This is a genomic window from Phaeobacter sp. S60 (assembly GCF_000826845.1).
In the GTDB taxonomy this organism is placed as follows: Bacteria; Pseudomonadota; Alphaproteobacteria; order Rhodobacterales; family Rhodobacteraceae; genus Phaeobacter; species Phaeobacter piscinae.
This window is the reverse complement of sequence record NZ_JSWJ01000005.1, coordinates 1-14,657: the sequence shown is the minus strand read 5'-3', so window position 1 is coordinate 14,657 and position 14,657 is coordinate 1. Positions and strand designations below refer to the sequence as shown.

The window sequence follows — 14,657 nt, the reverse complement described above, 5'->3', positions numbered from 1 at the left end:
ATGCGGTTGACGCAGTCTGCATGCCCAGTATCTTGCCGGGAACAAAAATCAAGCCGTTTTCGGCCGTTTTCGGACAAGGATCCTCATGCGCCGCTTTACCTTCCTACTTGCCGCTCTTGGCCTTGCCCTGCTGCCGGCAGCCTGCGGTCGCCTGCCCGGTGGCGCCCCCGCCAGCGAAGAGATCCTGAAAACCGCCGATGATGCGGATGCCGATTTTGCGCTTTATCCCGTCACCCGCGCCTTTCTGCCGACGGTGGCCCATTGGCCTGAAACCGGCCCTGAAAGCGGCGGTGCCCATAGCGGCAAACGTCCGCTGAAATGGATCGGCGCCACCCAGGGCGCCAAGACCCAGATCATCCAGCCCGGGGATCTTCTGACCCTGCGGATCTGGGACAGCAGCGACAATTCCCTGCTGACCACCCCGGATGAGAAAATGGTGCAGCTGCAGGATGTGACGGTGGCGGCCAATGGCAGCATCTTCATGCCCTATGTGGGCAATGTGAATGTGAACGGGCTGACCCCGGATCTGGCGCGCGAAAAACTGCAAACTGCCATGGAAGAAATCGTGCCCTCGGCCCAGCTGCAGCTGGACATGACCGAAGGGCGCGGCAATTCGGTGGATCTGGTCAGCGGCGTTGAGACCCCCGGCACCTATCCGATGCCGGATCGCAATTACACGGTGATGGGGCTGATTGCAGCGGGCGGCGGCATCAGCGCCAGCCTCAACAATCCGCAGATCCGTCTGGTGCGCGGGCGCAGCATCTATGGCACCTCGGTGGAGACCCTGCTCAATGATCCGCGCCGCGACACGCTCCTGCGCGGCGGCGACCGGGTGTTTGTGGAAGAGGACGCGCGTTATTTCCTGTCTTTCGGGGCCACCGGCCGTGAGGATCTGCACACATTCACCAAGGATCAGATGTCGGCAATGGATGCCATGTCGGTGGCGGGCGGCTTTCAGGACAGCCGCGCCGATCCGCAGGGGCTTTTGGTGCTGCGCGAATACCCCGACAGCGCCCTCGCGCCGGGCCAGCGTGGTCCGCGCCAGCCCCGGGTGGTGTTCACGCTGGATCTCACCTCAGCTGACGGGCTGTTCTCGGCGCGCCGGTTTCAGATCAACTCCGGGGATCTGTTGATCGCCACCGAGGCGCCAGTGAATGATGCGCTGACCATCTCCAATATCATCGGCAACTTCTTCGGCGTCTTCAGCCGCGCAGGCGCGCTCTGATCAGCCACTGCTGGGAAACGACAGGCACATGCCCCTCTCTTTTAGGAAGGGCATGTGCGTAGCCAGACAACGCCTGCGCCTCAGGCCGCAGGTGTGGAAAATCAATCTCAGGTAGAGAATTTATACTGGCCCTCCCTGCTCTTGGAGGCTAATCTGCTCCTGTCCTGTTTACCCCGGTTTCTGGCCTTGGGTTTCTGGTTGATTTCTGACCGCGAAACCCACCCCGCCTGGCTCCGGGTCGTCTTATTATTTCGCAACAACCTTTATTCAGAGTCCTTCTTTTTCGATGAAACCGACAACTCTTCGGGTGACCGACAGCATGCGCAAACTGCTGGCCGACCGCCATGTGATGCCGAAACCCTGGCGTGACGAACGGGATCTGACCGCGCTCAAACGGCTCAGCTTTCCACCGGATCTGAACCTCTCGGTTGTCACCCGGCACGGGCTGAAAGCAGGTGGCCTGCTGCCGCTGAGCAGTATTGGCTACATGAGCTACAGCCACTCCCCCTCCCGCAACTGGTCCGCTGGAGCCTTCTGTTCAATTGCGGCCGGGCTGCGGGTCCTGGGGGATCGCCACCCGATCCGGCGGGTGTCTTCCCACCCGTTCAGCTATGGGCCCTACTACGCCAAACTCGCCCGCAACCTGGGCGCCGAGAGCTATGAACCACACGCCCGGTTCAATACCAAAACCCCGCCCGTGCGCATTGGCAATGACGTCTGGATCGGGCGCGGGGTGCAGATGGCCGGCGGAATCACTATCGGCAATGGCGCAGTGGTGGCCGCAGGCGCCATCGTCACCAAGGATGTGCCGCCCTATGCCGTTGTTGGCGGCGTGCCGGCCCGGGTATTGAAATACCGGTTTGCAGCGCCGCTGATCGCTCGGCTGGAGGCCACGGCTTGGTGGGACTATCCATTGGAAACACTGGCCGCCTTCAAGATGGGGCATCCGCGCCGGTTCTGCAAAGCCTTCGAGCCGGAAAAAGCCAACCTGGCCAAACGGGAGGAACGCTGGATCACCGCCGCAGACCTGCAGGCGCTGGCAGCTCCGGTTGATGTCGCGCGCGCCTCATTGAGCAGAGCAATCACCCTGCCTGAAGGCCGCAGACTGGGACCGGTGTCCAAACAAATCCGCCGTATTTCAGACCGCCTGACGCGCATTGTGCGCTCGGCCTGATCAGTCCAGCAGCCGTTCCAGATAGGCGCCATAGGCGTTTTTGGCGAACATCTCGGCGCGGGTGCGCAGCTGGGCGGCATCAATCCAGCCCGCCTCATAGGCGATTTCCTCAGGGCAGCCGGTCTGCAGCCCCTGGCGCTCCTGCAGGGTGCGCACGAAATTGCCGGCATCCAGCAGCGATCCATGGGTGCCGGTGTCCAGCCAGGCATAGCCGCGGCCCATGGTCTCCACCCGGAGGGCGCCTTGGTCCAGATACATCTGCAACAGATCGGTGATCTCCAGCTCGCCGCGGGGGCTGGGGGTGACCTGCCGCGCCCGTTCCGGCGCGCTGCCATCCAGGAAATACAGCCCCGTCACCGCATAGTTCGAGGGCGGCACAGCGGGTTTTTCGATGATCTCGCGGGCGCGGCCCTCGGCGTCGAAATCCACCACGCCATAGCGTTCGGGATCGGCCACGTGATAGCCAAAAACAGTGCCGCCGCTGGTCTGCGCATCCGCCGCCGCCAGGAGTTTCGGCAGACCATGGCCAAAGAACACATTGTCCCCCAGCACCAGCGCCGAGGGCGCGCCATCCAGAAACTCTTCGGCCAGCACAAAGGCCTGCGCCAGACCGTCGGGGCTGGGCTGCTCCACATAGGTGAGAGAGATGCCCCATTGGCTGCCATCGCCCAGAAGCCGGGTGAACTGATCCTGATCCTGCGGCGTGGTGATGACGCAGATCTCGCGAATGCCCGCCAGCATCAGCACCGACAGGGGATAGTAGATCATCGGCTTGTCATAGAGCGGCAAGAGCTGTTTGGAGACCGCCATGGTGATCGGATAAAGCCGGGTGCCGGAGCCGCCTGCCAGAATGATGCCTTTGCGGCCCGCGCCGGATGTGCCTGTGGTCATGCCCGCTCTCCCAGATCTTTCAGAATATCCTTCAGCCCGGCCTGCCAGTCCGGGCGCGTGATGCCAAAAACCCGCTCCAGCGTGCTGCAATCCAGCCGCGAATTCAATGGCCGCGGCGCCGGGGTCGGATAGGCGGAACTGGGGATTTCCGCCACCGCACAGGGGATTTCCGCCGCGGTGAAAATCTCGGTCGCGACCCCGGCCCAGCTGGTCTCCGGCTGGCCTGCAAAATGATAGGTGCCGGATTTTTCAGGGACTGCGATCAGCTGGCGGGCAATCTCGATACAGGCGGCGGCAATGGCGCGGGCCGGGGTTGGTGCGCCGATCTGATCGGCCACCACGCGCATCCGCTCGCGCGCCTTGCCCAGACGCAGCATGGTCTTGACGAAATTGCTGCCATGGGCCGACACCACCCAGGAGGTGCGCAGGATCACATGCGTCCCCCCCGCCAGGCGCACGGCCGCCTCGCCCACCTGTTTGGAACGCCCATAGGCATTGAGCGGCGCCACCGGTTCATCCGGATGCCAGGGGCTGCTGCCCTTGCCGTCGAAAACATAATCGGTGGAGAGGGTGACAAAGGGAATGCCCAGCGTGGCGCAGGTTTCGGCCATGACCCCGGGGGTGGTGCCATTGATCAGTGTCGCCAGATCCTCCTCCGCCTCGGCCCGGTCCACAACCGTATAGGCGGCGGCATTGATCACCGCCGCAGGCGCATGGGCGCGGATCACCTCGGCGCAGGCCGCAGGATCCGTGAGATCCGCCTGATCGCGGCTCAGGCAGGTGACGGTTTCCTCCGCCGCCAGCTCCCGCGCCACCTGACCGGTTTTGCCAAAAACAAGGATCATATGCGGCTCCTTTTACGCCATAGGTACAAGGCCAGAGCCCAGATACCCAGTTCCAGAATAAAGGTCCAATGCAGCAGGAAAGACAAAACCCAATGGGACTGGGTCGCAGGCACATGCACCAGCGTATAGAGGTGATCGCTGAACGGTGCCCCCCACAGGATGCCGCCACCGATTGTGTCCAGTACCATGTGCAGGAAGAGAGCGGCAAAAAATATTCCCGCAGGGGCCAACAGCGACCGAGCAAAACAAGCCAGCCCAACCAGCACCGGCACCGCAATCATGGCCCAAAAAGCCGGAATATGCACCCAGTAGCGGTGATGATGAATGCTTCCGTGATCTACGAAGTGAAACCACAGCATGTCAAAATCTGGTAATACAGCACCGATAAGCGCGGCAGGCAGTAAGAGCCCTTGGCCCTCAGGCACCAGCCGCGCCAGCACATAGCCCGATGGCAGATGCGCTGTCAGCATTAGGACAACGACCCCATAGAAGAAACTGCCCGGCGGCACGCCGGGCGCGCCTGACCTTGGGAAGGCGCCCTATGTGGCGGGTTGCAGATCACGCCTTGACCCCCAGCCGCTGGCCAACGCCGTCGCGGTTTTGCAAGGCCTGCCACCAGGCCTCATTGTCCAGATACCATTGCACCGTGCGCGCCAGACCTTCCTCCACGGTGACGCTGGGCCGCCAGCCCAGTTCGTCGCGGATGCGGCTGGGATCAATGGCATAGCGCGCATCATGGCCCGGGCGGTCGGTGACAAATGTGATCTGATCCTTGTAAGACCCCCCGTCCTCCCGGGGCCGTTTCTCGTCAAGGATCGCACAGAGCGTCTCGACCAGCTCCAGATTGCTGCGCTCATTCTCGCCGCCGATATTGTAGCTGCGCCCGACGCGCCCCTTGGCCACCACGAGGAGCAGCGCATCGGCGTGATCCTCCACATAAAGCCAGTCGCGCACATTGGAGCCATCGCCGTAGATCGGCAGCGCTTTGCCCGCCAGCGCATTGAGGATCACCACCGGGATCAGCTTTTCCGGGAAATGATAGGGGCCGTAGTTGTTGGAACAATTGGTCAGCACCACCGGCAGGCCGTAGGTCTCATTCCAGGCGCGCACCAGATGGTCGCTGGCGGCCTTGCTGGCGGAATAGGGCGAGCGCGGATCATACCCGGTCTCTTCGGTGAACATCACACTCGGGTCCGCAGGCAAGCTGCCATAGACCTCATCGGTGGAGATATGATGGAAGCGGAACGCCTCCGGACGCCCCGCCTCGGCCCAGTATTTGCGCGCCGCCTCCAGCATCTGATAGGTGCCGGTGATATTGGTCTCGATGAAATCCCCCGGCCCGTCGATGGAGCGGTCCACGTGGCTCTCGGCGGCCAGATGCATCACCACATCCGGGCGGTGGCGGGTAAAAACAGTGTCTAATGCGGCGCGATCGCGGATATCGACCTGCTCAAAGGCATAGAGCGGGCTGTCCGCCACAGCCGCCACATTGTCCAGACAGGCCGCGTAGGTCAGCGCATCCAGATTGACCACCTGATGGCCCCGCGCCACGGCCAGTCGGACGACGGCCGAGCCGATGAACCCAGCGCCACCTGTCACCAAAATCTTCATCTCTTATCCTTCCCACACGAAGGGGCTGTCGAAGTCTTCAAACCGCGGCGCCGCAGCATCCTTTTCAGAAAGCACCGGTGTGCCCTCAAAGCCCCAGTCAATGCCGCAGCTGTCCCAGGCCACCGCGCCATCACAGTCCGGCGCGTAATACGCATCGCATTTATACAGAACTTCGGTGCCAGGGCTGCGGGTGATGAACCCATGCAGGAACCCCGCCGGGATCAGCAGCTGGCGGCCGTTTGCCGCCGACAGCTCCACCCCGGTCCAGCGCCCATAGGTGGGCGAGCCTTTGCGGATATCCACCGCCACATCAAACAGCGCCCCCTGACCACAGCGCACCAGCTTGGCCTGAGCCTGGGGCGGCGTCTGAAAATGCAGCCCGCGCAGGGTGCCAACCTCCATCGACAGCGAATGATTGTCCTGTACGAAATCGACATCCAGCCCCGCCTCAGCCATCCGCGCCTTGTTCCAGCATTCGGAGAAAAACCCCCGCGCATCGCCAAACCGCGCCGGTGTCAGGATCTTCACCCCTGGCAGGTCCGTGTCTTCAATCTGCATGCCCTCTCCCCCGATCTGCTGCCGTGGTCCTGTCTTCTGTCCTAACGCGCAGACGCGCGTGACGCCACGGGAAAGGCACATTTTGCCTGCCGCTGCGCCCTGTGTGGGCTAAACAGTGAGAGCACATATGATTTCATGGGAAATTAAATATATCTCCGCAATGCCTTGATAGGCTGGCCGGAGCCACAGATCAAAACGGGGGATATAAAGATGCCAACCTATCAAGATTACCGGGCGCTTCTGGTTGGGGGTGCCGAAGGCTGGCATGAGGGCAGCGACGTCATTCGCTATCAGTTTCTCACCTCGATCCCGGCGTATTACGATTATGATCCGGTTTTTGGCGATTATGACATCGGCGGCAGTTATCTTCCCGAAGGCGCCAGCGTGAATATGGATCCCGCTGAGCAGCAGATGATGCTGCAGGCGGTTGCGGCCTGGAATGAGGTGGCCAATCTGAACCTGATCCCGGCTCAGGACGGGATCGCGGATCTGACCTTTGCCAGCGCCCATTTTTCGGAAGACGGGTTGTTTGGCTTCGTTGCCGATTTCCCCGACCCTTCCGACCTCGGCACCAACCCGTCGGCTGCGGGGGATCTCTGGATCAACAGCAACAACCCCGATCAATATGTGCCGGGGATTGGACCAATGCTGGGCCACACCAGCTGGAACACCTATCTGCATGAGCTGGGCCATGCGCTGGGGCTGCACCACCCCAATGAGATGCCTGATAACACGGCCACCAACGGCCAGTTCACAGTGATGTCTTATGTGGCGCACCCGGGCGAAGAAGACGTGGCGTATGACCTCCAGGGCTGGGCGTTGACGCCGATGCTATGGGACATTCAGGCATTGCAGGCGCTTTATGGCGCCAATACGGAGACCCGCACCGATGCCACGGTCTATCTGGGTGCCGGCGACGGGCGCGGCACCCTGGCTTATCAATATGGCGCGGATGGCATGACCGTGCAGGGCGGCGACGGGGTGGCGCGCAATGTCAGCCTGACGATCTGGGATGCCGGCGGGCAGGATCTGATGGATGCCTCCGACCTTGAGACCAACAGCCGGATCGATCTGCGGCCCGGGCAATATTCCAGCATCGGAGCGCTGGAGAACAATGTGGCCATGGCCGCCGCCGTGCGGGTGGATGGCCGCACCCTCAATCTGATCGAAGACGCCTGGGGCGGGGCCGGCAACGACCATCTGATCGGCAATGGCGCTCCCAATGAACTGCTGGGCAACGCCGGGCGCGACACGCTGGCCGGGGCGCGCGGCGGGGATGAGTTGAGCGGCGGTCAGGGCAGCGACCGGCTGCAAGGCGGCAAGGGCCATGACGCGCTGGAGGGCGGGCGCGGACGCGACACGCTGAAAGGTGGCGCCGGACAAGACAGGCTGGACGGCGGCGACGGCAATGACCGGATGGCCGGCGGGCGCGGTGCGGATGTCTTTGTGTTCTCGCAAGGGGCCGATGTGGTGATTGATTTTCAGCGCGACGACCGCCTTGATATGCGCGCCACCACCGGGATCTCGGATTTTGCCGATCTGCGGGATGATCACCTTGAGGTCCGGGGCACAGATCTGGTGATCCGGGATGACAACGGCTGGTCCCTGACCCTGCAGGACATTGCGCTGGACGCTCTCAGGGCGGATGACTTTCTGTTTTGAAGGCGCCTGAGCCTCGCGGCCTTATTGGTCTGATCTGATCCCGACACGCCTTTCGGATTGGCCCCGGAAGATGGGCCGGGATCAGAAGATAAAATCATCCGCACTCAGCTCTGCCGCACTCTGATTGAGCAGCAGGATGTCCCCGGCCCCGGTCTGGATCCGCGTGTGATCGCCCTGCTGCTGCAGGATCAGATCGCTCATATCCTCAGAGATGCCCGCCCGCGCCAGACGCCCCAAATGGATCACATCCTCGCCTTGGGTGAAATCACGGATCCGGTCACTGCCATGACCCGCCCCGAAGACAAAAACATCCGCGCCTGCGCCGCCGGTCAGCGTGTCATGCCCGCCGCCGCCATCCAGCAGGTCATTGCCCTTCTGGCCAAACAGCTTGTCCCGGCCGCTCTGCCCCAGCAGGCGATCACCTTGGGCGCCGCCGCGCAACAGGTCATTCTCCCCGCCGCCGCGCAGCAGATCCGCATCTGCCCCGCCCAATAAGCGATCCCCGCCGCGCCCGCCATCCAGCGTGTCACGCCCGAGGCCCCCCACCAGCAGATCGCGCGCCTCCTGCCCCAGCAGCACGTCATTGCCCGCCTGCCCGCGCAGCCGGTCGACGCCCTTGCCACCGATCAGCCGGTCATGCCCCGCATCCCCCCAGAGGCTGTCGCTCCCGTCACCGCCCAGCAGCGTGTCATTGCCGCCCAGACCGTTGATCTGATCGCCCGCGCTGCGCGCGGTGATCCGGTCGGCGCCGCCGCTGCCATAGCGCATCGGATCCGGCGCCTCCGCCGGGGGCAGCATGCGATCGGCAAAGACAAAGCCATCCGCAAAGAGATCCGCCGCATCCAGACTGTCGCCATCGCGGCTTTGCACCACAACCTCGGTGCGGCTGCCATCCGCCGCCTGATGGGTGAGCGTGGCGCCATCGCTGCGGCTGCGGATCTGCAGCCCCTCAAGACTGCGCAGCCCGTCAAACCCCGACAGATCCAGACTGTCCTGACCCGCCTCGAAATCCGTTATGCGCAGGCTGCCACTGCGCCCCTCCTCGGCAGGGCGGAGCACAAAGACATCCGCCCCCGCCCCCCCGCTCAGCACCGCGCCGATGCCGCCGGCCAGCACATCCGCGCCGCCAGTGCCGCTGATCCGGCCGCCTGCGGTGGTGATCACATCGCCCAGCTCTGCCAGCGACAGGGTGAACTGCGACAGCCCCTCGGCACTGCCGGAGCTGGCAAAGATCTGCAAATCCTCTCCGACCACTGCTGCCGCCAGCGCAGTGACATTCTCCAGCCCCAGCCCGGCATCCTCCGTGCCACTGGCATGGGCCAGGCTTGTGACATGCACCAGCTGCCCCTCGGGCAGGATCCGAAACAGCGCCAGCCCGTCGTCACTGCCCGCCGCCAGCACCAGCACCTCGCCTGCGACCTCCACCACCTCCAGCGCGGTGACCCCGCCAAAACGGGTGGCGGCCGTGTCCAGCACGTGATCACGCAGGCTCATCTGGCCATTGGCTGCCAGCGCAATCAGGCTGAGCGAGCCGCTGCCCGCCGCCGCAACCACCACCCAGCTGCTGCCAAAGGCGGTGAAGCTCTCCAGCGCGGTGGGTTCCGCCAGCCCCAGCCCATCCGCCGCCCCCAGACTGTCCGCGACGCTCAGCGCGCCAGTGGCAGCATCCACCCGGTAGCTCTGCACCCCCTGCTCAACCCGGTCCGCCAGCAAAAGCAGCTGCGCGCCACCGCCCAGATCCACCAGCTCCAGCGCCACCGCGCCGGGGCGGGCGTAGGCCGCCGCCGCGCCAAGGGTGGCGACCTCTGCGCCGGGGGTGCCGCCCGCGCCCAGCTGCCAGCCGCTCAGCTGGCCCTTGGCCAGACCGTAGACCACCGATCCGCCACCGCTCAGATCCCCCGCCACCGTCGCTGTCAGCCCGGCAGCACCCGCGCCCGGCAGGCTGGCCTGCTGCTGCGCCGACAGCTGACCATTGCCGCCGATCTGGTGAAACGCCAGCGCGCTGCGGGTGCTGCCCTCCACCAGCAGACGCGTCTCGCCGCCGATCTCGGCCAAGGTCGCCTCGCCCCCCGCCAGCCCCAGCGCGCGGTGATACAGGCTGTCGCGCAGCACCGGCGCACCGCCACCCAGACTGTAGCTGGCAATGCCGCCATTGAGCCCGCTCACCGCAAATAATTGCACCGCGCCATTGGCCGCCTGATGGAGTTCCAGATCGCGCAGATCGCTGTCCAGCAGGTGATCATTGGCCCCGAACCGTCCTGCAAACTGTAGATCCATCCTGCTGCTCCCGCGCTGTGTCATCACCCGACCCGTCGGGGCGATTGCCCGGGGTCGAAATCAACCCTCACGGGTGGTCGCGGCGGTGGAGCGGACGGGAATGGGGCAGAAACGCGGAGATTGTTTACATATTGAAGACAATCCCTGTGGTTCCGGCATGAGAGAAACAATCCCCGCGCAGGTGTTGCGCAGGCGGCGCGCGCGCTCTTAGGGGGTGGGTGATGTGGTTGCGGCAGGATGGCGCCATCCCCCCGTGATCAGGAGCCGCCAGAATGTCAGAAAGTCTGCCAGAGACCCTGCCCGAAACCTCACCCCGCCTTGCCCTGCCCTATCTGATGCCCGCGCAGGCGCAGAAACATGTGACCCACAACGAGGCGCTGCGCATGCTGGATGCGCTGGTGCAGCTGCGCCTTGAAGCGTTTGACGCCACCACCCCGCCCGCAACCCCGGCCGCGGGCGCCACCTATGGGCTGGCCGACAGCCCGGCGGATGCCTGGGCCGGTCAGGGTGGCCGTCTGGCGATCTGGCAGGAGGCCGCCTGGCAGTTCCTGACGCCGCAGCCGGGCTGGCGCGCCTGGGTGCCGACGGATCAGGCGCTGCGGATCTGGGATGGCACCGCCTGGGTGCTGCCGCCCCTGACTGGCGACCGGCTGGAACGCCTGGGCATTGCCACCGATGCCGATGCCAGCAACCGCCTGTCCCTGCGCAGCCCTGCCAGCCTGTTCAGCCATGATGGCGGCGGCCACCAGCTGAAGATCAACAAGGCCTCAGGTGGTGACACCGCCAGCCTGCTGTTTCAATCCAACTGGGCGGGCCATGCCGAGATGGGGCTGGCAGGCAATACCGATTTCACCGTGAAACTCTCCCCCGATGGCAGCAGTTGGGAGGCCGCCATGGTGCTGAAATCCGCCAGCGGGCGGGCCGGCTTTGGCACCTATGATCCCGGCGCCCGTCTGGAAGTGCAGGGCGATGACAACACGCTTCTGGCGCTCACCGCGACGGGCAGCGGGCAGGATTACCTGACCGCCGGCGATGGCAGCGGCGCGATGTTCCGGCTGAGCCAGAATGGCAATGGCTATTGCGATGGCGCCTGGAGCGGCGGCGGCGCGGATTATGCCGAGTTTTTCGAATGGCTGGATGGCAACCCGGACGGGGAGGACCGGCGCGGGATCTCCGTGGTGCTGGAGGGCGACCGGATCCGCGCCGCCCAGCCCGGCGAGACACCAATGGGGGTGATCTCCACCACCCCGTCCATTCTGGGCAATGATGATGGCGGGCGCTGGCAGGGCCGCAGCCTGCGCGATGGCTTTGGCGCCATCCTGCGCGATGCCGGTGGCGCGCCCTGTCTCAATCCGGCCTATGACCCCACCCGCCCCTACCGCAGCCGGGCTGAGCGGGTGGAATGGGATATGGTCGGGCTTCTGGGCCGGTTGCGCCTGCGCGCAGGCCAGCCCACCGATCCCCGCTGGATCCGCCTGCGCGCGCTGCCGCCCGGCAAAACCACCCCGCCCGAAGGTCTGGAAGACTGGCTGATCCGCTAGGATCAGGGCGTGAGGGGGATAGACCCAACCGTCACTTGCGGGCGTAGATGTCCTCGTAGCGGATGATGTCATCCTCGCCGAGATAGCTGCCGGTCTGCACTTCGATGAGGACCATCGGCACTTTGCCGGGGTTCTCCATCCGGTGCACCGCGCCAAGGGGGATGTAGACCGACTGGTTTTCGCTCACCAGCTGGATGCTGTCATCCACCGTCACCTTGGCGGTGCCTTCCACCACGATCCAATGTTCCGACCGGTGGTGATGGCTCTGCAGGCTGAGCGCTGCCCCGGGATGCACATGGATACGTTTCACCTGAAACCGCTCGCCCACCACCAGGCTCTCAAACCAGCCCCAGGGGCGGTGATCCTTGGGGAAGGCCTCGGCCTGGCGGGCGGATTGTGCCTTCAGTGCGCTGACCGCCTGTTTGACGTCCTGCGCGCGGGAGGCATCCGCCACCAGCACCGCATCCGGCATCGCCACGGCGATCACATCCTTCAGCCCGATGCCCACAACCTCCAGCCCGTCATCTTCCGAGCGCAGCAGGCTGTTGCGACACTCAATGGCCGTCGCGCGCCCCTGGGTGACGATGCCATCGCCATCGGGGCCGCTTTCACGCCAGACCGCATCCCAGCCACCGAGATCGGACCAGCCGCCCGCATAGGGCACCACCGCGAGGTTATCGGCCCGCTCCATCACCGCATAGTCGATGGAGATATCCGCCGCCCCGTCCCAGGCGTCCGGGTCCAGTCGCAGAAAGCCGAGATCAGGTTCGCCCTTGTCCACCGCGCCCTGCACCGGCGCCATCAGATCCGGCGCATGGGCCTCAAAGGCGGCGATGATGGCTTTGACCGAAAACAGGAAGATGCCGGCATTCCACAGGAACTGCCCGGAGGCCAGCATATCCTCGGCGGTGGCGAGATCCGGTTTTTCGACAAACCGTTTGAGCCCGATCACCTGCGGTGTGAAATCACCCGGATCGCCATCCAGTTCAAGATAGCCATAACCGGTTTCAGCCCGGTCCGGTTTGATCCCGAAGGTGACCAGCTGGCCTGCGCGCGCCGCCGGCTCCGCCGCCGCAACAGCTGCGCGAAAGGCCGCCGCATCGGGCACCACATGATCCGAGGGCGCCACCAGCATCAGCCCCTCCGGATCGCGCGCCCGCAGCCAAAGCGCCGCCGCCAACACCGCAGGGGCGGTGTTGCGCCCGGCCGGTTCGATCAGAATGGCGCCCGGATCAATGCCCGCCTCCGCCAGCTGTTCGGTGACGATGAAACGGAAATCCGAATTGGTCAGCACCATCGGGGCGGCAAATCCCGCGCCCGACAGGCGCAGGGCGGAGGCCTGAAACAGCGTGGTCTCCCCCACCAGGGGGACAAATTGCTTTGGATAGCTCTTGCGTGAAAGCGGCCACAGCCGTGTGCCGGAGCCGCCGCACAGGAGAATGGGGGTGATCATGAGCTGTCCCTTTCCGACCGGTCTCTGAGTCCTAGTCTGACCCGTTTGAGGCAAATGTCTGCCCAATTTCTGGGCCATCTCCCTGTCTTTTCTGGACCTTTTTTGCGGCGATGGCCAGCAGGCAGGTTATTTGCTGCGCAGGCTGGCCTGGTCCTGCGCGCGGTACCACGCATAGGTCTGGGCGATCCCGTCGCGCAGGGCAATTTCCGCCTGCCAGCCCAGGCGCGCCAGCCGCGAGACATCCATCAGCTTGCGCGGGGTGCCGTCGGGCTGATCGGGATTGGTGCGGATCTCACCGTCAAAGCCCACCACATCGGCCACCATCCGGGCCAGCTCCAGAATCGAGATATCCTGCCCGCAGCCGACGTTGATATGGCTCAGCATCGGGCTGGTTTCACGCCGGTAGATCGCCGGATCCAGGTCCAGCACAAACAGCGAGGCCGCCGCCATGTCATCCACATGCAGGAATTCGCGCCGGGGCGTGCCGGTGCCCCAGATCGTCACATGATCCTCGCCGGCCCGCACCGCCGCATCAAACCGACGGATAAGCGCTGGCAGAACATGGCTGTTTTCGGGGTGAAAATTATCCCCCGGCCCATAGAGATTGGTCGGCATCACCGAACGGTAATCGCGGCCATATTGGCGGTTGTAGCTCTCGCAGAGCTTGATGCCGGCGATCTTGGCAATCGCATAAGGCTCATTGGTGGCCTCCAGCACATCGCTCAGCAGGGCGGCTTCGGCCATCGGCTGGGGGGCGTGTTTGGGGTAGATGCAACTGGATCCCAGCTGCAACAGCCGCTCAACGCCCTGTTGATGGGCGGCATGGATCACATTGCATTCGATCATCAGGTTTTCATAGATGAACGCCGCCGGATAGGCGTTGTTGGCATGAATGCCGCCCACTTTGGCCGCCGCCAGCACCACCTGATCGGGGCGTTCTGCGGCGAAAAACGCCTGTACCGCCGCCTGATTGGTCAGATCCAGCTCGGCGCTGGTGCGGGTGATCAGCTGAATGTCTGCCCCCGCTTCCTGACGCGCCTGCAATCGGCGCAGGATGGCGCCGCCCACCATGCCGCGATGGCCGGCCACATAGATTTTTACAGCGCTGGTGCCCATGCTCTCAGCCCTCTGTGCTGACCGGCAGGTCCATGCCGTGCTCTTTCAGCAGGGCGTGGCGGCGGGCGGTCTTGAGGTCTTCGCGCACCATTTCGGCGCACATCTCCTGGGTGGTGATTTCCGGCTCCCAGCCCAGTTGCTCCTTCGCCTTTGACGGATCACCCAGCAGCGTCTCCACCTCGGCGGGGCGGAAATAGCGCGGGTCAATGCGCAGCACCACATCGCCCACTTTCAGCGCCGGGGCCATATCGCCCTCAATCGCGGTCACCGTGGCAATTTCCTCGACGCCTGCGCCCGAAAACGC

13 protein-coding genes are annotated in these 14,657 nt (G+C 64.4%); 4 read left to right on the top strand and 9 right to left on the bottom strand.

Annotated elements, in window-relative coordinates; all coding sequences use genetic code 11:
- Positions 1–85: 85 nt before the first annotated feature.
- Both OO25_RS07070 and OO25_RS23395 read left to right on the top strand, forming a co-directional pair.
- Positions 86–1,225, top strand: a complete 1,140-nt coding sequence (locus OO25_RS07070; RefSeq protein ID WP_040175838.1) for a polysaccharide biosynthesis/export family protein — start codon at positions 86–88, stop codon at positions 1,223–1,225.
- 286 nt (positions 1,226–1,511) lie between these two features.
- Positions 1,512–2,399: a CatB-related O-acetyltransferase gene (locus OO25_RS23395; protein ID WP_052463970.1), complete on the top strand. Its 888-nt coding sequence runs from the start codon at positions 1,512–1,514 to the stop codon at positions 2,397–2,399.
- On the opposite strand, the gene rfbA is transcribed toward OO25_RS23395, so the two are convergent.
- From rfbA to rfbC, 5 genes are all read right to left on the bottom strand, one after another.
- Complete coding sequence (gene rfbA, locus OO25_RS07060) at positions 2,400–3,290, bottom strand: glucose-1-phosphate thymidylyltransferase RfbA (RefSeq protein ID WP_040175836.1); 891 nt, start codon at positions 3,288–3,290, stop codon at positions 2,400–2,402.
- Complete coding sequence (gene rfbD, locus OO25_RS07055) at positions 3,287–4,135, bottom strand: dTDP-4-dehydrorhamnose reductase (RefSeq protein WP_040179216.1); 849 nt, start codon at positions 4,133–4,135, stop codon at positions 3,287–3,289. Before rfbD ends, rfbA begins: the two co-directional genes overlap by 4 nt.
- Entirely contained in the window at positions 4,132–4,605 is a 474-nt protein-coding gene (locus OO25_RS07050; protein ID WP_040179215.1) for a metal-dependent hydrolase, read from the bottom strand. Before OO25_RS07050 ends, rfbD begins: the two co-directional genes overlap by 4 nt.
- An 88-nt stretch (positions 4,606–4,693) precedes the next feature.
- Positions 4,694–5,746: a dTDP-glucose 4,6-dehydratase gene (rfbB, locus tag OO25_RS07045; protein WP_040179213.1), complete on the bottom strand. Its 1,053-nt coding sequence runs from the start codon at positions 5,744–5,746 to the stop codon at positions 4,694–4,696.
- Positions 5,747–5,749: 3 nt separating this feature from the next.
- Positions 5,750–6,304 (bottom strand): dTDP-4-dehydrorhamnose 3,5-epimerase, encoded by a 555-nt coding sequence (gene rfbC / locus OO25_RS07040; protein ID WP_040179211.1) that lies wholly within the window; start codon positions 6,302–6,304, stop codon positions 5,750–5,752.
- Between the two features lie 210 nt (positions 6,305–6,514).
- Here rfbC and OO25_RS07035 point away from each other — a divergent pair, with 210 nt between their 5' ends.
- On the top strand, positions 6,515–7,966 hold the full coding sequence (locus OO25_RS07035; RefSeq protein ID WP_040179209.1) for a M10 family metallopeptidase: 1,452 nt from the start codon (positions 6,515–6,517) through the stop codon (positions 7,964–7,966).
- A gap of 81 nt (positions 7,967–8,047) precedes the next feature.
- Here OO25_RS07035 and OO25_RS07030 read toward each other — a convergent pair whose 3' ends face one another.
- The gene (locus OO25_RS07030; RefSeq protein WP_242406997.1) at positions 8,048–10,243 is read right to left on the bottom strand and encodes a calcium-binding protein; all 2,196 of its coding nucleotides are present in this window, start codon (positions 10,241–10,243) and stop codon (positions 8,048–8,050) included.
- Positions 10,244–10,515: 272 nt separating this feature from the next.
- Here OO25_RS07030 and OO25_RS07025 point away from each other — a divergent pair, with 272 nt between their 5' ends.
- On the top strand, positions 10,516–11,784 hold the full coding sequence (locus OO25_RS07025) for a DUF2793 domain-containing protein (RefSeq protein WP_242406996.1): 1,269 nt from the start codon (positions 10,516–10,518) through the stop codon (positions 11,782–11,784).
- Positions 11,785–11,815: 31 nt separating this feature from the next.
- Here the strand turns inward: OO25_RS07025 and OO25_RS07020 are convergent, their stop codons facing one another.
- The 3 genes from OO25_RS07020 to OO25_RS07010 form a co-directional block, all read right to left on the bottom strand.
- Positions 11,816–13,237 (bottom strand): mannose-1-phosphate guanylyltransferase/mannose-6-phosphate isomerase, encoded by a 1,422-nt coding sequence (locus OO25_RS07020; protein WP_040175826.1) that lies wholly within the window; start codon positions 13,235–13,237, stop codon positions 11,816–11,818.
- Between the two features lie 126 nt (positions 13,238–13,363).
- Complete coding sequence (locus OO25_RS07015; protein WP_040179205.1) at positions 13,364–14,353, bottom strand: GDP-L-fucose synthase; 990 nt, start codon at positions 14,351–14,353, stop codon at positions 13,364–13,366.
- Positions 14,354–14,357: 4 nt separating this feature from the next.
- Positions 14,358–14,657: GDP-mannose 4,6-dehydratase (locus OO25_RS07010; protein ID WP_040179204.1), on the bottom strand; the 300-nt coding region annotated here is incomplete at its 5' end.

Coding starts and splice junctions, on each gene's coding strand:
- OO25_RS07030 (WP_242406997.1), bottom strand. CDS start 10,243: ATGGATCTACAGTTTGCAGGACGGTTCGGGGCCAATGATCACCTGCTG.
- rfbA (WP_040175836.1), bottom strand. CDS start 3,290: ATGACCACAGGCACATCCGGCGCGGGCCGCAAAGGCATCATTCTGGCA.
- OO25_RS07035 (WP_040179209.1), top strand. CDS start 6,515: ATGCCAACCTATCAAGATTACCGGGCGCTTCTGGTTGGGGGTGCCGAA.
- rfbB (WP_040179213.1), bottom strand. CDS start 5,746: ATGAAGATTTTGGTGACAGGTGGCGCTGGGTTCATCGGCTCGGCCGTC.
- OO25_RS07050 (WP_040179215.1), bottom strand. CDS start 4,605: ATGCTGACAGCGCATCTGCCATCGGGCTATGTGCTGGCGCGGCTGGTG.
- OO25_RS07025 (WP_242406996.1), top strand. CDS start 10,516: ATGTCAGAAAGTCTGCCAGAGACCCTGCCCGAAACCTCACCCCGCCTT.
- rfbC (WP_040179211.1), bottom strand. CDS start 6,304: ATGCAGATTGAAGACACGGACCTGCCAGGGGTGAAGATCCTGACACCG.
- rfbD (WP_040179216.1), bottom strand. CDS start 4,135: ATGATCCTTGTTTTTGGCAAAACCGGTCAGGTGGCGCGGGAGCTGGCG.
- OO25_RS07070 (WP_040175838.1), top strand. CDS start 86: ATGCGCCGCTTTACCTTCCTACTTGCCGCTCTTGGCCTTGCCCTGCTG.
- OO25_RS07020 (WP_040175826.1), bottom strand. CDS start 13,237: ATGATCACCCCCATTCTCCTGTGCGGCGGCTCCGGCACACGGCTGTGG.
- OO25_RS23395 (WP_052463970.1), top strand. CDS start 1,512: ATGAAACCGACAACTCTTCGGGTGACCGACAGCATGCGCAAACTGCTG.
- OO25_RS07015 (WP_040179205.1), bottom strand. CDS start 14,353: ATGGGCACCAGCGCTGTAAAAATCTATGTGGCCGGCCATCGCGGCATG.